The sequence below is a fragment of the Sphingobium scionense genome (assembly GCF_014197035.1).
In the GTDB taxonomy this organism is placed as follows: Bacteria; Pseudomonadota; Alphaproteobacteria; order Sphingomonadales; family Sphingomonadaceae; genus Sphingobium; species Sphingobium scionense.
Window position 1 is genome coordinate 127663 of the sequence record NZ_JACIEU010000005.1, and the last position, 21527, is coordinate 149189.

The window sequence follows — 21527 nt, forward strand, 5'->3', positions numbered from 1 at the left end:
CGGCCGGGCATTGCCCGACCGGCCGATCTTTCAGAAGAACAGCTTGCGGAAGCTGACCGACACGGTCCGGCCGAGCGGATCGAGATAGCCCTGCTGATAGCGGACCGGCGTCGCTCCGGTCGCGTCGGTCACGTCCCGGCGGGTGTTGAAGATATTGTCGATCCCGATCGACACGCGCGCACCGCGCAGGAAGGGATGGGCCTTCACCAGGCTGGGCATCTGGCCGAAATTGGCGAACAGCCGCAGATTGGCCGTGGCCAGGCTACCAAAGTCCAGCCGCGAACTGCCGCCCAGTGCGCCATCGACATGGGTGCCGCTTTCCCAGTTCACGCCCAGCCGGCCGCCAATGCCATTGTTCACATAGCCGACACGGGCCTGCAATTCGTGACGCGGCTGCCCGCCCGAGGAGCCGACTGCATCGCCGTCGAGCAGGTTGAGTTCGGGCACGCCCGGCGCGATCAGGATGCTCTCTGTCAGGTGCCAGGTATGATAGAGGCTGAAGGTCAGCCGCCCGCCGGCCTGGCCGGCGCCGGGGCCACGGAAACCGCCCGGCCCACCAAAGCCGCCGCCCGGACCACCGGGACCACCCGGTCCGCGCGGACCATCGCCACCGCCCTGCGCATTGTCGCCGCCACCTTGACCGCCATTCTGGCCACCGGGGCCATCATTGCCGCGCTGGTTGTTGTCGCCTTCGCCGCGGGGCGCGCCGTCATTGCCCTCGCCGCGTGAGGGACCGCCCTCGCGATTGCCCTGCGCGCCGTCGCGCGGGCCGCGATTGCCGAAGGCTGCACGCATGTCCTGCAATTCCTTGGGCCGATCCTCGGGCTTGGCGCCGGCTGCGCGCCACGCCTCGATCACCTTCTGGATATGCGACTTCAGCGAGAGGGAGAGGTCGAAGCCCCAGCGCAACTGCTCGCTCTGCGAACGCAGATAGTTGATCGGTCGCCCGTCGATGCTCAGCAACTGGCCATCCTCGTCGCGCATGAAGCGCTGCGGGAAGGCCGCCTCGATCGCCGGGGTCGGCGTCGGGAAGGCGGAAATGGGGTTGCTGGTCCGGCTGTTGAGATAGGTGGCCGTCAGCGTCAGGTTCGGCGTCTCGAACGGTTTGATCCGGGCATTGATGCGGAACTGGTCGCGCGTGCTGGACCGCAGGTCGGGATTGCCGCCGGAAAATTGCGTGACGAACACCGTCTGGCCGGTGGCATAGTCGAACACCGACACGTTGGGCGTCGAAATCACCGGATCGTTGATCTGCGTGCCGGTCGGCGCCGACTTGTCCTGATTGGCGGATACCAGCAACTGCACCGCCGGCACCGGCCGCCAGCGCAGGCCATAGCCCAGCGTCGACAGCGTGCCGAAATCCGACAGATGCTGCGCGCCGGCGTTCATGTTGACGCCGACATCGCCGATCGCGCCCAGGAAACCCTTGGACCGGCTGGTCAGCGGTATGTCGAAGCTGACCTGTCCGCTTGCAATCTCACGATTATAGTCAAGGCCGCGTTCGACGCCCGACCGCACCGAATTGCTTTCAAAGCCGTTGGCCGACGCGCCAACCCGCACTGACGTCATGACATTGCCGGCCGGCAGGGTCAGCAGCGATCCGCTGACCAGCATGTCGCCGCCGATCGCGCGCGATTGCGACCGGGCGCGGTCGGTCAGGCGCGATTGCAGCAGGTCGGCGGTGAAGGCACCATAGGGATTGACGCTGGCCGATCCGGCATCGAGCGCGGCCTGAATGCCGCCCGTGTCGACGCCGCGATCGGTCCGGGTGCGGGTGTCGGAAATGTCGCCATTGCCGGTGAAGGACCATTGCCAGGTGCCGCCCAGCCGGCCGTTCAGCGTGACGCCGACATGGCCGGTGGTGCCGCGGATCTTCTGTCCCAGCGCGCCGGCCTGTTCCAGATAGCGATAGAGGCGGACATCGTCGCCAAAGGCGGAGAAGGGATTGCCGCCGGGCAGGGTGAGGGTAGCGGCCGACAGGCCCTGGAGCGAATCATTGTCGGACAGTTCCAGCCGGCCGTTGATCGTCGCCGATACGCCGCCCAGCGCGCGCGCCAGCGTCGCGTTGGCGGAAAAATTCTCGGTCGCGGGGCTGAGCGTGCGATATTTGCTCAGATTGCTGACGCTGGTCTGGTTCGCGCCGGCGACGAAATCATTGAGGCCGGGGGCGCCATTGGCAGCGCTGCCGGGCACGCTGGCGACCGTCACGGTCTGGCCGGCGGCCGCCGACAGGGCCGGGTCGATCTCCGTCCCGCGGTCGATCGCGGTGATGTTGCCGGCCAGCGAATAGGGCATGCTGGGCGCCGCAGCATTGATGCCGCGCTCGCTCTCCAGCAGATTGTCGGCCCGGCTATATTTGACGTTCAGCGTCAGCCGATTGTCGCCCTGGATGCGCAGAACGCCCACTTCGCCCTGGCCATTTTCGCGCCCGCCATCGGTCGTCGTGCCCCCGCGCAGATCGACAGTGGTCGCGCGGAAACGCTGGCGCAGGACGATGTTCACCACCTTCTGCGTCGGCGCATAGCCATAGGACAGGGCCACTTCCTCGGGCAGAATGTCGACCCGCGACACCGCTTCGGATGGCAGGTCGGAAATTTCCGAGAAGCTGGAAATGCGTTTGCCGTTCAGCAGGATGACCGGCGTGCCGTTGGTTTGCGGCGACAATTCGGTGATGATTTCGGAAATCGACGTGACGCCCAGTGCCCGGACATCGGCGGGCGACAATTGCTGTTCGGGTTTGATGTCGCCGGGCACCGCGCCACGCTGGACCGCGCCGGTGACGATGATCTCGTCGCCCTCGTCGCCCTGTGCCGGCGGAGCCTTCTGTTCGGTTTCCTGCGCCATCAGCGCGCCAGGCGCCACGCCCGGCATCAATGAAAACAGCAGCAGCGACGTTATCTTGCGCACGCGAATTTACCCCTAATCTGGACCCTGGCAGGATCTCGTTTAGCCGGCACTTGTCGCAAAAATCTGGCATGGCCAAGACAGATTTGTCGCAAAGTGTAACGGCGCGTCACATGGTGCAACAAATATGGTTTCGGGCGTGATCGGCCTCACTTGCGGTCCCGTGTCAGTCGGGCATAGACGGGCTTTCGCGGCCGCGCCTGACGGCCAGACGAAGGGGGATTATATGCGCCATTCCATCATCCTGCTGCCCTTGCTGTGCCTGGCCGCGCCGGTCGCCGCGCAGCAACCCGACGATCTCAACCGCGTCATCGATGAAGGGCTGAACCACAGCCAGGTGATGCAGATCGCCCAGCATCTGACCGACGATATTGGCGGGCGCATGACCAATTCGCCACAGATGCGGCAGGCCGAGGCCTGGACCGCAGACCAGTTTCGCCAATGGGGGCTCAGCAACGTCCGCAAGCAGGGCTTCCGTTTCGGTCGCGGCTGGTGGATCGCCGGCTCCTCGGTGAAGATGGTCAGCCCCCGCCCGATCCAGCTCACGGCCATCCCCATCGCCTGGACGCCGCCGACCAATGGCGTGCTGAGTGCGCCGATCATCGTTGCGCCGATGAAGAAGGAGCGCGATTTCGACGCCTGGCGCGGCAAGCTCGCCGGCAAGATCGTGCTGGTGTCGCTGCCCGGCACGGGCGACGAGCCGAACGAGGCCGCCTTCCAGCGGCTGAAGGGTGAGGATATCGAGAAGCTCGACAGGTTCGAGCAGCCCAAGAATGATCCGGCGTCGCTGGAGCGGCTGATGAAGCGCCTCAGCTTCATCCGCAAGCTGGAGGCCTTCCTGAAGGCCGAGGGGGCGGTCGGCTGGGCGCGTCAATCCTATCGCGACGGCAAGCTGTTGCATGGCGAAGGCTATGATTTCGGCGTCAACGACACGGCCGCGCTGCCCGGCGTCGAGATCGCGGCGGAAGATTATCGCCGTCTCGCTCGCCTCGCCAAGACCGGCCCGGCGCCTGTGCTGGAAATCAACAGCGACGTCCGTTTCGACGACAGCGACGTCAACGCCTACAACATCCTGGCCGATATCCCCGGCAGCGATCCCAAGGCCGGCTATGTCATGGCCGGCGCGCATCTCGACAGCTGGGTCGCGGGCGATGGCGCGGCGGACAATGGCGCGGGCAGCGCTATGATCATGGAGGCTGCACGCATCCTCAAATCACTCGGGATCAAACCGAAGCGAACGATCCGCTTCGCGCTATGGTCGGGCGAGGAACAGGGGCTGTTCGGCTCCATGGCCTATGTCGACGAATATCTCGCCACCCGCGCACCGGGGCCGAAGGAGGAACAGGGGCGGGAGGAAATGTATTTCCGCTACAAGACCCGTTTCCCGATCACGCCCAAGCCCGGCTATGCGGACCTGAAAGCCTATTTCAACATCGACAATGGCTCGGGCAAGCTGCGCGGCCTCTATGCCGAACGCAATGTCGCGGCCGTCTCGCTGTTGCGCGAATGGCTGAGCCCCTTTGCCAGCATGGGCGCCGGCAATGTCGTGTCGCAGCCGACCGACGGCACCGACCATGAATATATGCAGGCGATCGGCGTGCCGGGCTACCAGTTCATCCAGGATCCGCTCGACTATGAAAGCCGGGTCCATCACAGCGGCATCGACACCTTCGATCATCTGAAGGCGGAGGATATGCGCCAGGGCGCGGTCGTCCTCGCCGGCCTGCTGCTGCAGGCGGCGAACAGCGACAAGACGCTGCCACGCATGCCGCTGCCGACCCAGCCGGCGGTCAGCGATCCGTTCAAATATGAGGATCCGTCGCTGGATTGATTGAAAAGGGCGGGGCGGCGGTGTCGCCGCCTCGCTTAGGGGCGATCGACATTCAGATGATGACGTGACGAAAATGGTGGTTTTCCGTGACCCTTGAAACGAGTCACGTGCCTCGTTTCAACGCAGCGTACTTAAAGTACGTGAGCACCGGAAGCGCGGAGAACCGCCATTTGCAGGCCGTCAGGGCTGAATGTCGATTGGCCCTAGCTCTGGGCGTCGTGGAAGATGATGCCCAGCGTATGGCGCATGCCGGACAGGAGCCGGCTGACGCCATGGCGCATCTGCACTCGGTGGACGCCGCGCGTGCCCATCACCGGCCGCTCGCGCACCGGGAAGACCACGGCATCGCCCTTGCGCAGCGGCACCATTTCGGGCCGCGACTGCATGCGCGGGCGCTGTTCGGTCAGGATGAAGGCGCCGCCGGTGAAGTCCGCTTCCGGCTCCGACAGCAGGATCGCCGCCTGCAACGGAAAGATGGTCGCGCCATAGACATCCTGATGCAGCGCATTCCAGTCGCCCGCCTCATAGCGCAGTAGCAAGGGCGTCGCCTTGTCCTGGCCGCCGAGCGCGCACTGGTTCAGGAAATCGGCGTGACGGGCGGGGTAGAGCGCATCGCTCCGCAGCATCGCCGCCCAGCGATTGGCGACCTGCGCCAGCGGCGGATAGAGCATCGCGCGCAATGCGGCGACCGGCTCGGGCAGCGGGTAAGTGAAATAGCGATAGCGCCCCCGGCCATAGCCATGGCGCGCCATCACCACCTCCTTGCGGAAGGCATGGGGCTGATCCCATAGCGCGACGATCGCGTCGCACTGGTCCGGGGAAAGCAGGGCAGGCAGGCGCGCGGCGCCATGCCGGTCAAGGTCGGTGAGGTCCATGGCGTGCAGCATGGGCGGCGCGCGGCGCGGCGTCATCCCGCGCCTTGCGCTCAAATCCGGCGGATCATTTCGGCTTGCGGAAACGATAGAGGAAGCGGTCGGTCTTGCCGCGAATGGCGGGATCGAACACCAGCTTGCTATGATCGTCTGCCGGATTGGCGAGCAGTGGACTCTGCGCCTCCAGCACGAATCCGGCGCGCAGGAAGTCGGCCTTCACCACCGCCGGATCGATCCGGTGCAGCTTGTCCACCACCGCGCGGGTGTCGCCGGCCGGACCGGCATGGTCGATGATGCCGACGATCCCGCCCGGTTTCGTCGCAGCATAGAGCGTCTTCACGAAGGCATCGGGGTCGGTGCGCGGAATGCCGAACTTGTCCGACTGCCAGTAGAGATCATGGTAGCTCAGATTGATGATGGTGAAGTCGAAACTGTCGGCCGCCGCGGCAAAGGCTTCGAACGGATAGCGCACCCAGTCGACCTCCGGCCGGCGCGCGACCAGTGCCGCCCATTTGGGCTTCTCTTCCTCGCTGGCGTAGAATTGGCTGGGCTCGAACCCGGTCACCTTGCCCTTGGGGCCGACCGCATCAGCCATGATCTCCGCCCAATAGCCCGATCCGGTCATGATGTCGGCCGCCTGCATGCCGGGCTTGAGGCCCAGGAAGGCCAGCGTCTCGGCCGGCTTGCGGCTTTCGTCCAGCGCACGCGCGTCGGCCGGACGCTTTGGGGCAGCCACGGCGGCGGCAAGATCCGTTTTGGCAAGGGCGGCGATCGGCATGGACAGGGCAAGGCCGCTCAGGGCCAGGGCAAGCATCAGGCGCATGGATTTTCCCCTCATGGAAGGCGGGCCAGCATGCGCCCGATCGCGCGCCCGTTCAACGATCCGCGTCGATGCCGGTCGATCGATTCCGGTCGTTGGTCGAAGGGCGGGGCAGGCGCACCGCGTCCACTCGGCTCTGCGCATGCACGTTCAGGCCCAATCATATTGTCATGGTTAACGGGCTCGGCTTGGGACGGATCGGGGGCAGATGATAAGGAGAAAATGATGTCGCACCCGATGAAATTAGCCCCCATTGCCATGGTATTGGTGGGCTCGCTGGGGCTGGGTGGCTGTGCCACGAAATCCTTCGTGCGCGAACAGGTGGCGACCGTGAACCAGCGCGTCGATGCGCTCGACGCCAAGCTGCAGACCACCGACGGCACGGCGCAGCAGGCTCTGGCCCAGGCCCAGTCGGCCGCCGGTCAGGCCCAGAATAACGGCCAGCGCCTCGATCAGCTGAACGCCCGCGTAGACGGTGTCGAGCAGCAGATGCGCGAAGCCAAGACCAAGCGCGCCAGAAATTGATCGCGCAACTGATCACGTAACTGATCCGGTCGGGCTGGTCCCGACCCCGTGCCGGCGCCCTCGCTTGTTGGGGGCGCCGGCCCCATTCCCGGATATGCTCCTCCATGCACAAATTCCCATGGGCGCTGGCGATGCTGGCGCTGTACGGTGCCTCCCCCGCGCTGGCGGCCGCGCCCGAAGCGCCTGCGGCTGAAAAGTCCGCGCCTGAACCCCCGCGATCGCCCGATGCGCGCCGGGTCATCGACTGGATCGCCGCGACCGGCGACAATCACGGTCTGCCCTATGCCATCGTCGACAAGCAGGCGGCCCATGTCTTCCTGTTCGATGCCAAGGGCAAGGCGCTGGCCGATGCGCCGGTGCTGATCGGCATCGCGCCCGGAGACGACGCCACGCCTGGCGTGGGCAAGAAGAGCCTGGCGGAGATCGGCCCGGCGGAAAAGACCACGCCGGCCGGCCGCTTCCTCGCCAAATTCGGCCTCGCGGCGGGCAAGCAACGCGTGCTGTGGGTCGATTATGCGACCTCGGTCGCGATGCACACCATCCCCAAGGGCAATCCCAAGGAAAAGCGACGCGAGCGCATGCTGTCGCCGACGATCGACGATAATCGCATCACCTTTGGCTGCATCAACGTGCCGATCGCCTTCTATAATCGCGGCCTGCGCCCGCAATTTCTGAAAAAGGGCGGCTATGTCTATGTGCTGCCGGACACAAAGTCGCTTGAAGCGGTTTTCCCTCCCCTGCATGTCCAGTCTTATCGGAAGGCGGACGCATCCTCATAAGGCGGGAGGCACGCGCATGATGATCCGGAGGGCAAGCGGCCTGATACTGGTCGCGGCGGCGGGCCTGTCGCCGGGCAGCGCTCAGGCCGGCTTCTATTCGGGCGAGGCGCTGCTGCAAAGCTGCACCGCCGACCGCAACGACAAGGCGTTCTTCGAGAAAAGCTATGAATGCGTCGGCTATGTCGCCGGCGCAGTCGATGCGTTCAACACCACGCGCGAGGTGAACGGTCTCAAAAGCTGCATCCCCGCCGATGTGACGCTCAACCAGTTGAAGGGCGCCACCGTCGACTATCTGCGCGCCAATCCCGACAAGCGCGCCCAGTCCGCCTCCGCCCTGGTCTTCACCGCCACGCGCCAGGCCTGGCCCTGCCCCAAGGCAACGGCCAAGCCCAGCATCAGGCCCGGCACGAAGAAGAAGCGGAAATAGCGCCTATTTCGCGGCCTTGCCGACGGGGCGCATATAGAGGCGCGCCATCGCCGCCTCCATCTTCGCCCGGTCGACCGACAGGATCACGCGCTGCGCCTGCTCGCCCAGATGCGGGCGATAGGATTCCGTCCAGGACAGCGTGTCGCCATAAGCCGCCGTCTGGCTGGTCTCGAAATCGACCCACAAAGTCTCGTCCTTCGTCACGATCTCCGGATTGAGCCAGGCCATGGCGACGATCTCGTCCCACATCGGATAGCCCGGCTCCAGCCCGGTCTGGAACAGATCGGTCAACGGGGTATGGGCGGGCTTCAGCCCGTCGAGGAAGGCGCGGGTCCATTGCGTGCCGGTGGACGGATCGACCGGGATCATGCTGATCTTCTTCCACGGCGCATGGGCAAAGATCTTCGCCGCTTCGGGGTCCCAGCGGATGTTGAACTCGCGGCGCGGCGAGTTGACGAATTCGCGGGCAAACTGCTCGGCCGACGGCCCTTCCAGTACCTGATGCGGCGCCAGGCTGCCGCCCATATAGAGGATTTCCTTCACATTGGCGGCAAAGCTGGGGTCCAGGCTCTGGGCGATCGCGATATTGGTCATCGGCCCGGTCGCGAACAGGGTGATCTCGCCCGGATGCGCCTTCACCATCCGCACCAGGAATGCGGCGGCAATCTCGGCGCTGGGCTTCGTCTTCGGGTTGCCGATTGGCAGGTCGGGCACCTTGGTCGGATCGGTCGATCCGGGATGTTCCTGGATCGTGTCGCCCGGCCAGTAATCGGTCCATGGCCCCTTGAACACCAGCCGGCCATATTGGCCTTCCCAGCGCTTGGTCGCCTCGGCGCTGTTTAGCAGCGGGAAGGTCGCGCCGGGCACCACCGGCACGTCGGTCCGGCCCAATATCTCCAGCGTGCGCAGCGCATAGGCGGTCGCGGTGTCGCGCCACACCGATCCGCTGGTGGTGGTGATACCCAGCACCTCGACATCCGGGCTCTGCAGCAACAGCAGGGGCACGCCGTTGAGGCCGATCATGTCGTCGTCGACGATCACCAGCCGCCTGGGGCTTGCCGGCGCGGCGGGCTTGGCATTCGCCCCCTGCACGCCCAGCATCAGCGCCAGTGCGCCCAGCATGATCTTCATCGTCCGCATTGCGTCAAACCCCCATTTCGCTTCGTCCCGCCGCCTGTTAGGACGGTGTCATGCGCAGCCTCTATCCGCCGATTGAACCCTACGCCACTGGTCATCTTGACGTAGGCGATGGCCACAGCCTCTATTGGGAACGGTCCGGCACGCCCGGCGCCAAGCCCGCGGTCTTCCTGCATGGCGGGCCGGGCGGCGGCATCTCGCCCGATCATCGCCGCCTGTTCGATCCCGCCCGCTATGACGTACTCCTGTTCGACCAGCGCGGCTGTGGCCGATCGACCCCGCACGCCAATCTCGACGCCAACACCACCTGGCATCTGGTCGCCGATATCGAGCGCTTGCGCGAGATGATGGGCGTCGACCAGTGGCTGGTCTTCGGCGGCAGCTGGGGTTCGACGCTGGCGCTGGCCTATGCGCAGGCGCATGTCGCGCGCGTCACGCAGCTGGTGCTGCGCGGCATCTTCACCATCCGCCAGTCAGAGATCGACTGGTATTATCAACAGGGCGCCAGCCGCATCTATCCCGACAAGTGGGAACGCTTTGTCGCCCCGATTGCGGAAGGCGAGCGCGGCGACATGGTCGGCGCCTATCGCCGTATCCTGACCGGTGACGATCGCGCCGCGCAGGTCGCCGCCGCCAAGGCCTGGAGCGTCTGGGAAGGCGAGACCATCCGCCTGCTGCCCGACGACGCGCTGTCCGCCACCCATGAGGGCGATGATTTCGCGCTCGCCTTCGCCCGGATCGAAAATCATTATTTCGTCCATCGTGGCTGGCTGGAAGATGGCCAGTTGATCCGCGAGGCAGGCAAGCTGGCCGATATTCCCGGCGTCATCGTCCAGGGCCGCTACGACATGGCCTGCCCGGCCGAAACCGCCTGGGCGCTGCACCGCGCCTGGCCGCAGGCGCGCTTCGAAATGATCGAGGGCGCCGGTCATGCCTTCAACGAACCGGGCATATTGGACGCGCTGATCCGCGCGACCGACGGGTTTGTGGACTGAGCCATGAAGCTGTTTTCGCCCCTGGTGAAAAAGCTTCGGACAAATGAGCAGGGGGAAATGATGCGACTGTCTGCGACCGGTATGCTGGGGATCGTGCTTCTCTTCGCCCTGACATTGTCGGGCGTGTTGTGGGGCTGTCCCACCTATAATGTCTACAGCAAGGAACAGGCAGGGCGCGCCGCGCTGGCCGAAGCGCAGTCCTCGCGCCAGATCGCCGTGCTGGAAGCGCGGGCGAAGCTGGAAAGCGCCAAGATGCTGGCCGACGCCGAAGTCGTCCGGGCCGAAGGCGCGGCGCGGGCCAATCGCATCCTGCAGGACAGTCTGGGCGGGCCGGACGGCTATCTGCGCTATCTGCAGATCCAGGCGATCGACAACAAGGATGCCAGTCTCATCTATGTGCCGACCGAGGGGGGATTGCCGCTGCTGGAAAGCAGCCGACTCACGCAGCGTGCGCCCGGTCAGGGCAATTGACGGATATTTTGCTGCTGCGCCTTTGTTGAGAGGCTGACGTCTCGAACGGCGTGATGAAGTTGATGGAGGAAAAGACGTGCGGACTATGATGCTTCTGGCGACGGCGCTGTTTCTCGCCTCCTGCGGCGGCGGCGATGAGGGGGCGGCGGTCGAGAACCGGGCCATGCCCGAAACCGGCGCGGCGGCCGAAGTCGCCAAGCTCGACCCCGATCTGCGCAACGGCGTGCTGGAAAAGGCGATCAAGGCATCGGGCGTTGCCTGCCCCTCGGTCACTGGCTCGGAACGCGCCGAAATCCGGCCGGGCGTCAAGGGCTGGAAGGCCCAGTGCAACAACGAAACCGCCCATCTGATCGAGGTGCTGCCCGACGGCACCGCCAAGGTGACCAGCCGGACGCATTGATTCCTGTCTAAACGGCGTCCGGTCCTGATCGGGCGCCGATGATTCGCACGAGCAATGCCATGACGCCCATCACGATCAGCGTGATCCAGGGCGATGCCATCATGATGATGCCGAGGCCGATATTCGCGCCGCCTGCAAAGTCGGCGAGATAATCTTGCCTCAACTGCCAGACGGCAAAGGTCGCGAACAGCGTGGTCATGCCGATCGCCACCGCCCAGAGCCATCGCCGGGAACTGCCGATCAGCGCGAGTGCCAGCATGGGCAGCGCCGCGATGGCGAAATGAAATACGACGCCATCGGGCGCATCGATGAAGCCCAGGCGTCCGTTCGTGAAGGGCGTCCGTCCGACGACGATATCGGCTGCCACATTTTCGGCCAGCATGATGACGAGGCCGATGACCAGCGCTGCACCGATCAGGAGCAGGCGGCGGCGTATCACCGCCCGAACTTCCGCGTCGTCTTCCCGAAGCGACCCTTGCGCGTCCCCGGCTTGCCCTCGGTCGCGCGGCCGCGTGGCGCGGCCACCTGCTGGTCCGCCGGCAGGCCCAGTTCCTCCGCTTCCAGCTTGCGGATCTCGTCGCGGATGCGGCCGGCTTCCTCGAACTCCAGGTCCGCCGCCGCCGCGCGCATCTTCTTCTCCAGATCCTCGATATAGGCGCGCAGATTATGGCCGACGAGGTGCGGGCGGTCCTCCAGGCCCGTCTCGACCGTGACCTGATCCTTGGATGCCACATGGGCGATGATATCGCCGATATTGCGCTTGATCGTGGTCGGCGTGATGCCGTGTTCGAGGTTGTACGCCTCCTGCTTCTCGCGCCGGCGCGACGTTTCGTTGAGCGCTCGCTCCATCGATCCGGTAATCCGGTCGGCATAGAGGATGACACGCCCCTCCACATTACGCGCGGCGCGGCCGATCGTCTGGATCAGCGACGTTTCGCTGCGCAGGAAGCCTTCCTTGTCCGCGTCCAATATCGCCACCAGTCCGCATTCGGGAATGTCGAGCCCCTCGCGCAGCAGGTTGATGCCGATCAGCACGTCATAGACGCCGAGCCGCAGGTCGCGGATCAGCTCGATACGCTCCAGCGTCTCGACATCGCTGTGCATGTAGCGGACCTTGATCCCCGCCTCATGCATGAACTCGGTCAGGTCTTCGGCCATCCGCTTGGTCAGGGTGGTAACGAGCGTGCGGTATCCCTGCGCCGCGACCTTGCGGCATTCGTTGATCAGGTCGTCGACCTGGTCCTCGACCGGCTTGATCTCGACCGGCGGGTCGATGAGGCCGGTAGGGCGGATGACCTGTTCGCTGAACACGCCGCCGGTCTGCTCCATCTCCCACGGGCCGGGCGTGGCGGAGACGCTGACCGTCTGCGGCCGCATCGCGTCCCATTCGTTGAAGCGCAGCGGGCGATTGTCGATGCAACTGGGCAGGCGGAAACCATATTCGGCCAGAGTAATCTTGCGCCGATGGTCGCCGCGCGCCATTGCGCCGATCTGCGGCACGGTCTGGTGGCTTTCGTCCACGAACAGCATCGCATTTTCGGGCAGATATTCAAACAAAGTCGGCGGCGGCTCGCCGGGCAGGCGACCGGTCAGGAAGCGGCTGTAATTCTCGATCCCCGCGCAGCTTCCGGTCGCCGCGATCATCTCCAGGTCGAAATTGGTGCGCTGCTCCAGCCGCTGCGCCTCCAGCAGCTTGCCCTCGGCCTCCAGTTCCTTCAGCCGTTCGGTCAGCTCGAACCGTATCGCCTCCATCGCCTGCTTCAAGGTCGGGCCGGGCGTCACATGGTGGCTGTTGGGAAAGACCTTCACGTAATCAAGGCTGGCGACCTTCCTGCCGGATAGCGGATCGAATTCGACAATCTCTTCGATCTCGTCGCCGAAGAAGCTGATCCGCCAGGCCGTATCCTCATAATGGGACGGGAAGATTTCCAGATTGTCGCCCTTCACGCGGAAATTGCCGCGCGCGAAACCGGCATCGTTGCGCTTATACTGGAGCGCCACCAGCTTGCGGATGATCTCGCGCTGGTCCTCGATCCCGCCCTTCTTCATGGAGAAGGTCATCGCCGAATAGGTTTCGACCGACCCGATGCCATAGAGGCAGGAGACGGACGCCACGATGATCACATCGTCCCGCTCCAGCAGCGCGCGGGTGGCCGAATGCCGCATCCGGTCGATGCTCTCGTTTACCGAGCTTTCCTTCTCGATATAGGTGTCCGACCGCGCGACATAGGCTTCGGGCTGGTAATAGTCGTAATAGCTGACGAAATATTCGACCGCATTGTCGGGGAAGAAGCTCTTGAACTCGCCATAGAGCTGCGCCGCGAGAATCTTGTTGGGCGCCAGGATCAGCGCCGGACGCTGCATCGCCTCGATCACCTTGGCCATGGTGAAGGTCTTGCCGGAACCCGTGACGCCCAGCAGAACCTGGTCGCGCTCGCCCGCTCGCGCCTGTTCGACCAGTTCGGGGATCGCGGTGCGCTGGTCGCCCGACGGTTCATAGTCGCTGACCAGGGTGAAGGGGCGTCCACCCTCGCTCTTCTCCGGGCGCGCGGGCCGGTGCGGCACGAAGTCCTGGCCGGTTTCGGGTTCTTCAAGGCTGGTGCGGATCTGGATCGACATGGGCGTAATATGGGGCCTTTGGGCAAGGGTGCAATCCGCGCCCTGGCAAGTCAGGGCTGCAATTCGAACGCGCTCCTGGGCGGCGGCGGATAGACGACCGGCTTGTCACCGAACCGCGTGCGCAAAGCCAGCTCGCGGCGCGCGCTATCGATAACTTCGACATCCACCTCTTCAGGATATCGAAAGCTGACATGAAATTTCTTCCCAGTGATCATATATTCCAACACCGACCAGCGCATGTTGGGGCCGTCGGGTTCCAGATACCAGGCTTCCCAAAGCATATCGCTGAGATTTGTGTCGCGCGGATTATAATAACGAACGACGTCGCCTTCATCCTTGAAAACGCTGGGGCTTACCCAACCGTCTCCGATTTCCACATACAGAAACACGCCATTTGGATCGCCTCCGACCAAGCTGGCCAATTCTTGACCGATCTCGTTCATGAGCGGTCCCAGGGTATCGAGTTTATCGCTCATGAGGCCGGCCTTTTCTTTCGTTCGAGAAATCCCGGGATTCGTCGACGCCGTTGATGCGCCAAGTGACATGGATTCGATAGGGCCGTTTTGACGCTCCCTCATAGAAGGGAACGATATGGACAAAGACCTTCTTTCCGTTGCGTAGTGCCCGCGTCCACCCGTCTTCCATAGTGCGGTAGGCACCCCGATTGAAATTCCGATCCTGGGCGAAATGGTTGAAGCTGTCGCCGGGACCGTTGAAACGGGCAGCAATGAAATGACCACCATCGTCACTGGGGCGACGATCCGGCTGACCTGCTTGAGCCTGTGCCTGCCGGGAGCGTTTGGCGATCGACCCATCCGTGAGTTCGGCATTGATGTCTCTTGGGCGAGCGATGACATCGATATCGAACGCATAGCCATTTCTCACTTCCCGCTTCCAGTCGGAGTTCAGTAGCTGGCTTTCCAGCGACGGCGGATCAGCCGGATCGGGCGGCAAGTCCCCGCCATGCGTATCCATATAATGGGCAAGAGCGACGAACTTGTTCTTGGCTGCCCGCCCTGCATCCAGATAGGCCTGATGTGGCAGCTTCAATCGCTGTCCGATCTGCAAGGGTTGATCGAGCGGCATGTTGTTCAGCCAGGCGAGGTCCGCAGCCGTCAGCCCCTGGCGCTGGGCGGCGATACGGCTGAGCGTGTCGCCCTGTTTGACCATGTAGAGCGAATGATTGGCGGGGTGATCGGCGCGAAAGCGATCGCGATCAGGAGCACCATTTCTCCTTGTCGCCAACGGTGACGATGGCCGTGCGACGCCGGTGCCACCGGGACGGGACGAAGGCTGCCACCCGTGGCGCCGAAATAGCGGCCCTGCCCGCGGAAGGTGAAGCGGCCATTTTCCTCGTCATGCCAGGGGTTGAATTTCACCTCGATCGCATCCGGCCCGATACGCCGGCCGGTGCGGAGATAAAGACTGAATGCGGTTTCGCGTTTGGATCGAATGGACTCCCTCTCGGTCATCGACACGCCCCCCCCATGATGAAAAGATCGCCTATCATAATTTAAAGAACAAATCAAGAACAAATGATAGGGGAGCGCACCTCAACACCTTACCACGCCCCGCCACCCCCGGATCGCAATAATCCCGATATCCAGACCCGCCACCGCTTGCTAAGTCTGGGCCAGATAAAGGGTCGCTTCTGCCAAGATATGCCAGGGGAAGCCGGTGATGACCAAAGCCTTGACCAACGGACTGCTGGCCTGCGCGCTCGCGGCGCTGGCCGGATGCGACAAGCCGGCCGCCAGCCCGGAGACACAGATCGCCGCGACCGATGCGATGAGCCATGATGCCGCCGCCACCCAACTCGAAAAGATGCAGCTCAAGCCCGGCCAGTGGGAAGGACGCTTCGTGATGGAGCGGATCGACATGAGCGGCGGCGAGGCCATGCCCGCTGCGGCGCGCCGGCAGATGCAGCAGGCGATGAACCACACGCTGCGCTATTGCGTCACGCCCGAGCAGGCCGCCCATCCCGACGGCCGCGCCTTTTCCGGCGATCCCGGCAAGGATTGCCGCTACAGCGACTTCGCCGTGCGCGGCGGCACGGTGAAGGGCAATGTCACCTGTCGACGTGACGGCGGCACCAGCAGCATGACGATGGCGGGCATCTATGCGCCCGACAGCTATGCGGTACAGATGGACATGCGCCAGACCGGCTTGCCCAATGGTGTCGAGATGGCGATGAAGGCAAGGTCGGAGGGCCGCTGGATCGGCCCGGATTGTGCGGAGGGTCAATGAGGCTTGTCATCTTCCTTCCCGATCGCGCCGACCTGGCCGGGTGAGGCAGGGGGAAGGGCAATGCTGCTGGCTCTGCGCCCGCCCGCTCGGCGCGCAGACCGAATGGCATCATCCCGTGCCCAAGAGCCGGGGCGGGCGACAGATGGCGCCGGTCCATCCGATCTGCCACCGCACCATCCACGCCACCCTGTCCAACGCGGAACTGGCGCGCGCCTATGCCGATGCGGCGGCATTGCGGGCACATCCCGCGATCGCCCGCTTCCTCGCCTGGATCGCTGACAAGCCTGCCGATTTCCATGCGCCGACCCTGTCCACCGGGCGCCGCCGGCGATGAATTCGCCCGCGCAATATTTCCACTTGCACGGGCACGCGCATCGGTAGAGCGTGCCGCAATGGAATGAACGGGGAGAGGATATGCGTGACATTCTGACGCTGGCCGGCCTGTTGGCGACCAGCCTGACCCTTGCGGCCTGTGGTGGCGAGCCGGCTGCGCCGCCCGCGCAGGAGGAGGACGCCGTGCCGGCGGTGATGAAGAGCGGGCAATGGACGCTCAGCCGCAAGACCACCGGCTACAACACCCCCACCGTCACGGCGGAAGAATATCAGGCCGCGCTCAAGCAGGTGAACGAGGACAAGATCTGCATCAAGGTCGACGCTGCGGGCGCGCCGGATGCCGACGCGCTGGCCGGGGCGGAAGGCAGCGATTGCAGTTACAAGGACAAGATGGTGCGCAAGGGGCGCCTGATCGCGACCCTCGCCTGCAAGGCGGGTGCCGGCACATCGGAAATCGTGGTCGAAGGCAATTTTACGGAGGATACGCTGACCTTCGGCACCACCATGACCAAGACTCAGGATGGCAAGCCGGTGCTGCGCACCACCCACGACCTGTCCGGCAAGCGCGACGGCGACTGCCCGGCCTGACAGGCTTTTCGCGGCGGATTAGCGATCCGGTAATCCGTCGCTTCTATGTCCTCCGTCGGGGATTGGGGGACATATGCGACTAGGATGGATGTGCGCGGCACTGCTGTTGGCAGGATGCAGGCCGGCACTGGACGATCCCGACAATGTCCCGCGCCTTGGCCGCTGGCGCGACGAGACTGTGCCGATCGGCATTACCATGGATGATCGTGGCGTGCCCGATGGCGAACTGCCCGGCGATTTTCGCGACCTGCTGGCCAAGCTCAACCGGATCGAGGAACATTGCGGCGAGCCTTATCTGCGAAAGCAGGATGAGATGGAGCGCTTTCTCAATCAGCGGTTCGAAGGCTGTCGGGTCGAAAGGCTCGATCGCGACGGTCCGGCGGTATCGGGCCTTGCCAGTTGCGCGCCGATCATGCGGTCGGCCGGAAAGGCGGTGACGCCGGCCGTCCGGTTCGACGGCATGATCGGGCCAGACCGCCTGCAACTCGACATGCGGATGATCCAGCGGTTGAGCCTGCCTACCGGCAGCAATCATATGCTGGTCATCTCTGCCCGACGGACGCTTCTCCGCATCGGTGACTGCTGATCGGCCTCAGTCTACCCGGCGGGCCTGGGCGTGGATTTCCGCCCGCGACAGCAGCAGGTCGAGGTCAGCGCGGCTGATGTCGAAATTGTCGGGCAGTTCGGCCAGCGCCTTGTCGATATCCTCCAGATGAAAGCCCGCCTCTGCGCGCATCTTGTCGGCGATCATCGGTGGTGCGGCCGGTTGGTGCGGATAGCTGTGGCCCGACAGGCGGTGGAAGAACAGGCCCAATGACACCAGCGCGATCGAATTGATCCCGACCGGCGCAAAGGCGAAGGCATAGCCCGCATCATGAATCCCCTGGCTGCCGATCACGGCCGTCAGCGCCGCCGCGCCGCCGGGCGGATGCAGGCAGCGCAGCAGACTCATCAATATTATCGCCGCGCCCACCGCCACGCCGGCCGCGACCATCATGTCGGGGATCAGGTGAAAGGCGGCGACGCCGATCAGGCTGGACAGGATATTGCCGCCCACCACCGACCAGGGCTGGGCCAGCGGGCTGGCCGGCACCGCGAAGATCAGCACCGCCGACGCACCCAGCGGCGCGACGATGATCGGCAGGTCGCCGGCATGCAGCGGTAACTGGCTGCACACCAATATGGTGAGGCTGATGCCGATCGCGGCGCCCAGGCCCGCGACCAGCCGATCGCCCGGACGCGCTCCAGCCAACAGAGGCACGAAAAGATTCATCTGAAATATCCCTTTGGCGCCGCCCTTTGCCTCGCCAGGGCATGAAAGACCACCCCAGATTTTCTTGGGGTCGGCACAAGGCCCGCTTATTGCAGCGCGTCGATCGCCCGCTGGTCGCAATGCTTCGGTTCGCGCGGCACCGGACTGACATTGGGCACCAGCAGCGATTGGCCGATCCGCACCGGGGCGAAGCGCCTGCGCTCTATCCCCTCGCAGCGAAGATATTGTTCCAGCATCCGCGGCGGCGTGTCGCGCTTCTCATAGGAAAGGCGGAACGTGCCCCAGTGGATCGGGATTGCGGTGGATGCGCCCAACCGCTCGAACAGCTCGACCGCGCGGCGCGGGCCGATATGCGCGTCCGATTCCATCTGTCCCGGCCAGAAGCGGAAGGCGCCGATCGGGATCAGCGCCAGCCGGATCGGCCCGAACCGCGTCGCATCGCCGGTCCAGCCCATGTCGCCCGCGCCGGTATCGCCGGCAAAATAGATGTTGCCGGCCCGCGTCTCGATCAGGAAGCTCGACCAGAGCGCCCGGTTGCGATCGGTGAACCAGCGGCTGCTCCAATGATGGTTGCGCGTCGCATGGACCCGATAATCGGGACAATGCTCGTAATTTTCGCACTGGATCACCGCTTCGGGCACCAGTCCGTTCAACTGCGCGCCGGTCACCGACTGGCCCCAGTCGAGCGCCACCGACGGGATGCCGTTCGCCTTCAATATCGCGTCATTGCCCAGCGCGGTGACGATCCTGGGCCGGTCACGCTGCCACAGCGCCTTCAGCGTCGGAATGTCGAGATGGTCATAATGATTATGACTGATGACGATCAGGTCGATCCTGGGCAGATCCTTCATCCTTATGCCCGGCTCCGCGACCCGTTTCGGCCCTAGCGGCGGAAAGGGGCTGGCATGGTCGGACCAGATCGGGTCGGTCAAGATGTTGATCCCGGCCGCCTGCACCAGCACGGTCGCATGGCCGACCCAGGTGGCGACCATGCCGCGCGGCGCGGCAAAGGGGGCGGGGTGCGCCGGCTTCACTGCCACCGCATCGGGCCAGCCGGGGCGGTCGTCATCGCCCAGCAGCCAGCGGGCGATGAAGCCCTGCCGACTGGTGCCGGGCGGGGCGGGCATGTCGATCTCGCCATCGGGGTTGAAGAAGCGGGCGCCGTCATAATGGCGGCTCGCCGGCCCTTCATAATAGATGCGGTCGAGGAAGGGCGGCACGATCACCGTCGCTAGACAGGCGGCGATCAGCAGGAACAGCAGCGCGACACCAAAGGCTTTCATCATTGCAACCGCGCGCGCCATGCCTGCTCCCATGCCCGTCCTCGCGCCGACATAGCGGACCGGCAGGGCAGGGCAAGGCCGGAGCATGACCTGATCCCGCTCAAGCCGGCGGTCTTTCCGCCCCGGGATCAAGGATAACCCCGATAGCCTCGGGTCGATCGGCGATCTAGCTTCGGTTGCCTTGGCAGATAGGGGAGCGCGCCATGAACGATCTGAGTTTCGTCATGATTATCTTCTTCGTCACGCTGGGGCCGATCAAGGTGATCCCGGCCTTCGCCCAACTGACCAGCGAAATTGCCGAAGGGGATCGCCGCGCCCTGGCGATCAAGGCCAGCCTGCTGGCGACGGCCGTAGGCTTGCTGATCCTGTTTCTGGGCAACAAGCTGCGCGCGAACTGGCAGATCGGCTCGGCGGATCTGCTGATGACCGGGGGCGTGTTGCTGCTGATCGGGGCGCTCGATGCGATCAAGAATGCGCAGCAGCGGCCCGATACGCAGGCGCCACCCCAGTCGACCAGGGGACTGGCGCTGTCGCCGGTGACTTTCCCGATCATCATCACGCCCTATGGTATCGTCGCCCTGCTGCTGTTCGCAGCGGTCGCCGAAAACGCCCAGACTTTCCTTGTCGGCGTGTTCGGCATTTTCCTCGGCATGATGGTCGCCGACTGCCTGGCCATGATCTTTGCCCGGCAATTGCTGGGCTTCATCCGTATCGGCACGCTGATGGCGTTCGGCTGGCTGGTCGCGGTGCTGCAGGCGGCGCTGGCGATCCACGCGATCATGTCGGGCTTGCAGCAATATGGCGTGATTCCGGGCGCCTCCTGATCCGCCCCCGGCCCGTCACGGGCTACGGGGTTCCAGCATGTCGGGCTTGCGATGCACCAGATCGACCAGCGCGGCCGGCCGCCATTCGGGCAGCTTGTGCCAGCGCTCGATCGCGGCATCGGACAGGCCCTCGTTGGTCCGCCCGGCTGGGTGGGGCACATCGATCGCGCGCTCGCCCGATCCGAACAGGCGATAGAAGAGGGTCTGGGATTCGCTGACCGGACCCAGTGGATCGGGGTGGTGCGGCGGGAAGCCGGGCGGCACCAGCCGGAACGGATCGTCCACCGCCAGTCCGGCCAGTCGTGCGCGCGCCACCATCCATTCCAGTGCGACCGCCGACAGGCCGGAATCGGGATTGCCGCCACCGACATCGGCATGGCAGCCGGGAAACCAGCATTGTTCGACATGTTGGCCTGCGCCCTGTCCCTTGGGAAGCGTCCAAAGCGTTGGCAGAAACGGCTTGCGATGCTCGTCGATCGCCACCGCATGAAAGGCGAAGGCGACGCTCGAAGACAGGTCAGTATCGTGAAATTCGCGGTTCACCCGGAAAAGATGCTTCAATATGCCCTGGAACAATGTGTTGGGCACGCCCAGTGATCCGACCGTGTCCCATACGCCCACGCACTGGATCGGCGTGCTGTCGGACCAGGCATAGCTTTGCCGAAACAGGCGCGACGCTTCCGATCGTGGCGCGCGTGTGCCGTCGCGCGATCGATAAAGTGCAAAGGCGTCGGGGATCAGGCTTTCATGTTCGGTCCGCAATATGCCTGAATTGCGCACGAATCCGGTCAGCGACCGCGCCGTATAGGCGCCCCGGCTGAAACCGAAGAAGTAAAGCTGGTCGCCCGGCTGATAGGTGCGCACCAGCCAGGCATAGCAGGACAGCAGGATGCGGCTGATGCCATAGCCGGTTGCCCCGTCGATCAGCCGCTTGGTCCGCGACGCCATCGACCCGATACCATTATGATAGAAGACGCGCTGGGCCGTGCCGTCATCCGCCATTGCGGGGATCAGGCTGGCCAGCTTCACCACATTGGTCGGGCAGGGCTTGCCCTGCTCATTATGGTCAGGCTCGTTCCAGGTGCCGTCGCAACAGATCACAATCCGCTTCATCCGAGCCTCCCTGTCGAATGTCTGACATGCACGCCGATCATATGGAAATGGCCGCCCTCCCTTGTCGGGCGGACGGCCATGGTCGC

General features: G+C 64.5%; 24 protein-coding genes. 12 read left to right on the forward strand and 12 right to left on the reverse strand.

Features of this window, described 5'->3' with window-relative positions; translation table 11 throughout:
• Positions 1-30: 30 nt before the first annotated feature.
• Positions 31-2907 carry a TonB-dependent receptor gene (locus GGQ90_RS07160; protein WP_188081492.1) on the reverse strand — a complete coding sequence of 959 codons (2877 nt, stop codon included), beginning with the start codon at positions 2905-2907 and terminating at the stop codon, positions 31-33.
• A 223-nt stretch (positions 2908-3130) separates the two neighbouring features.
• Here GGQ90_RS07160 and GGQ90_RS07165 point away from each other — a divergent pair, with 223 nt between their 5' ends.
• Positions 3131-4735, forward strand: a complete 1605-nt coding sequence (locus tag GGQ90_RS07165; protein ID WP_188081493.1) for a M20/M25/M40 family metallo-hydrolase — start codon at positions 3131-3133, stop codon at positions 4733-4735.
• Positions 4736-4938: 203 nt separating this feature from the next.
• Here the strand turns inward: GGQ90_RS07165 and GGQ90_RS07170 are convergent, their stop codons facing one another.
• Together GGQ90_RS07170 and GGQ90_RS07175 are read right to left on the reverse strand one after the other, a co-directional pair.
• A complete protein-coding gene (locus GGQ90_RS07170; RefSeq protein ID WP_188081494.1) occupies positions 4939-5646 on the reverse strand; it encodes a 2OG-Fe(II) oxygenase in 708 nt (235 codons plus the stop codon).
• Between the two features lie 28 nt (positions 5647-5674).
• Positions 5675-6430, reverse strand: coding sequence for a class I SAM-dependent methyltransferase (locus tag GGQ90_RS07175; protein WP_188081495.1), 756 nt, complete (start codon positions 6428-6430; stop codon positions 5675-5677).
• 255 nt (positions 6431-6685) lie between these two features.
• Between GGQ90_RS07175 and GGQ90_RS07180 the strand changes: the two genes are divergently transcribed.
• From GGQ90_RS07180 to GGQ90_RS07190, 3 genes are all read left to right on the forward strand, one after another.
• Positions 6686-6952, forward strand: a complete 267-nt coding sequence (locus GGQ90_RS07180) for a hypothetical protein (RefSeq protein ID WP_010336512.1) — start codon at positions 6686-6688, stop codon at positions 6950-6952.
• A gap of 104 nt (positions 6953-7056) precedes the next feature.
• Positions 7057-7731: a hypothetical protein gene (locus GGQ90_RS07185; RefSeq protein WP_188081496.1), complete on the forward strand. Its 675-nt coding sequence runs from the start codon at positions 7057-7059 to the stop codon at positions 7729-7731.
• 16 nt (positions 7732-7747) lie between these two features.
• Positions 7748-8158: a Rap1a/Tai family immunity protein gene (locus tag GGQ90_RS07190; protein ID WP_188081497.1), complete on the forward strand. Its 411-nt coding sequence runs from the start codon at positions 7748-7750 to the stop codon at positions 8156-8158.
• A 3-nt stretch (positions 8159-8161) separates the two neighbouring features.
• Here the strand turns inward: GGQ90_RS07190 and GGQ90_RS07195 are convergent, their stop codons facing one another.
• The gene (locus GGQ90_RS07195; RefSeq protein WP_246428159.1) at positions 8162-9289 is read right to left on the reverse strand and encodes a nucleoside hydrolase; all 1128 of its coding nucleotides are present in this window, start codon (positions 9287-9289) and stop codon (positions 8162-8164) included.
• Positions 9290-9348: 59 nt separating this feature from the next.
• On the opposite strand from GGQ90_RS07195, the gene pip reads away from it, so the two are divergent.
• The 3 genes from pip to GGQ90_RS07210 all read left to right on the forward strand — a co-directional run bounded on the left by pip (position 9349) and on the right by GGQ90_RS07210 (position 11161).
• Positions 9349-10290, forward strand: a complete 942-nt coding sequence (gene pip / locus GGQ90_RS07200; RefSeq protein ID WP_188081499.1) for a prolyl aminopeptidase — start codon at positions 9349-9351, stop codon at positions 10288-10290.
• Positions 10291-10347: 57 nt separating this feature from the next.
• Positions 10348-10761 carry an SPFH domain-containing protein gene (locus GGQ90_RS07205; protein WP_188081500.1) on the forward strand — a complete coding sequence of 138 codons (414 nt, stop codon included), beginning with the start codon at positions 10348-10350 and terminating at the stop codon, positions 10759-10761.
• A gap of 85 nt (positions 10762-10846) precedes the next feature.
• Positions 10847-11161, forward strand: coding sequence for a hypothetical protein (locus GGQ90_RS07210; protein ID WP_188081616.1), 315 nt, complete (start codon positions 10847-10849; stop codon positions 11159-11161).
• Positions 11162-11168: 7 nt separating this feature from the next.
• Here the strand turns inward: GGQ90_RS07210 and GGQ90_RS07215 are convergent, their stop codons facing one another.
• The 5 genes from GGQ90_RS07215 to GGQ90_RS29260 are packed head-to-tail and all read right to left on the reverse strand — an operon-like array spanning position 11169 to position 15258.
• Positions 11169-11600 carry a hypothetical protein gene (locus GGQ90_RS07215; protein WP_188081501.1) on the reverse strand — a complete coding sequence of 144 codons (432 nt, stop codon included), beginning with the start codon at positions 11598-11600 and terminating at the stop codon, positions 11169-11171.
• Entirely contained in the window at positions 11597-13780 is a 2184-nt protein-coding gene (gene uvrB / locus GGQ90_RS07220; RefSeq protein ID WP_188081502.1) for an excinuclease ABC subunit UvrB, read from the reverse strand. The genes GGQ90_RS07215 and uvrB overlap by 4 nt, the downstream gene beginning before the upstream one ends.
• A 50-nt stretch (positions 13781-13830) precedes the next feature.
• On the reverse strand, positions 13831-14256 hold the full coding sequence (locus GGQ90_RS07225) for a hypothetical protein (RefSeq protein ID WP_188081503.1): 426 nt from the start codon (positions 14254-14256) through the stop codon (positions 13831-13833).
• Positions 14246-14950 carry a LysM peptidoglycan-binding domain-containing protein gene (locus tag GGQ90_RS07230; protein WP_246428160.1) on the reverse strand — a complete coding sequence of 235 codons (705 nt, stop codon included), beginning with the start codon at positions 14948-14950 and terminating at the stop codon, positions 14246-14248. The genes GGQ90_RS07225 and GGQ90_RS07230 overlap by 11 nt, the downstream gene beginning before the upstream one ends.
• Positions 14896-15258 (reverse strand): hypothetical protein, encoded by a 363-nt coding sequence (locus tag GGQ90_RS29260; protein ID WP_246428161.1) that lies wholly within the window; start codon positions 15256-15258, stop codon positions 14896-14898. Before GGQ90_RS29260 ends, GGQ90_RS07230 begins: the two co-directional genes overlap by 55 nt.
• Positions 15259-15460: 202 nt before the next feature.
• On the opposite strand from GGQ90_RS29260, the gene GGQ90_RS07235 reads away from it, so the two are divergent.
• From GGQ90_RS07235 to GGQ90_RS07250, 4 genes are all read left to right on the forward strand, one after another.
• Positions 15461-16027, forward strand: coding sequence for a DUF3617 domain-containing protein (locus GGQ90_RS07235; protein ID WP_188081504.1), 567 nt, complete (start codon positions 15461-15463; stop codon positions 16025-16027).
• A gap of 40 nt (positions 16028-16067) precedes the next feature.
• Positions 16068-16361, forward strand: coding sequence for an HNH endonuclease (locus GGQ90_RS07240; RefSeq protein ID WP_188081505.1), 294 nt, complete (start codon positions 16068-16070; stop codon positions 16359-16361).
• 80 nt (positions 16362-16441) lie between these two features.
• Positions 16442-16948, forward strand: a complete 507-nt coding sequence (locus GGQ90_RS07245; protein ID WP_188081506.1) for a DUF3617 domain-containing protein — start codon at positions 16442-16444, stop codon at positions 16946-16948.
• Positions 16949-17021: 73 nt separating this feature from the next.
• Positions 17022-17534: a DUF3617 domain-containing protein gene (locus tag GGQ90_RS07250; protein WP_188081507.1), complete on the forward strand. Its 513-nt coding sequence runs from the start codon at positions 17022-17024 to the stop codon at positions 17532-17534.
• A 6-nt stretch (positions 17535-17540) separates the two neighbouring features.
• Here GGQ90_RS07250 and GGQ90_RS07255 read toward each other — a convergent pair whose 3' ends face one another.
• On the reverse strand, positions 17541-18221 hold the full coding sequence (locus GGQ90_RS07255) for an HPP family protein (protein ID WP_188081508.1): 681 nt from the start codon (positions 18219-18221) through the stop codon (positions 17541-17543).
• 86 nt (positions 18222-18307) lie between these two features.
• A complete protein-coding gene (locus GGQ90_RS07260) occupies positions 18308-19525 on the reverse strand; it encodes an MBL fold metallo-hydrolase (RefSeq protein ID WP_188081617.1) in 1218 nt (405 codons plus the stop codon).
• Positions 19526-19707: 182 nt separating this feature from the next.
• Here GGQ90_RS07260 and GGQ90_RS07265 point away from each other — a divergent pair, with 182 nt between their 5' ends.
• The gene (locus tag GGQ90_RS07265; RefSeq protein WP_188081509.1) at positions 19708-20328 is read left to right on the forward strand and encodes a MarC family protein; all 621 of its coding nucleotides are present in this window, start codon (positions 19708-19710) and stop codon (positions 20326-20328) included.
• Positions 20329-20343: 15 nt separating this feature from the next.
• On the opposite strand, the gene GGQ90_RS07270 is transcribed toward GGQ90_RS07265, so the two are convergent.
• Complete coding sequence (locus tag GGQ90_RS07270; protein ID WP_188081510.1) at positions 20344-21441, reverse strand: DUF2235 domain-containing protein; 1098 nt, start codon at positions 21439-21441, stop codon at positions 20344-20346.
• Positions 21442-21527: the final 86 nt, after the last annotated feature.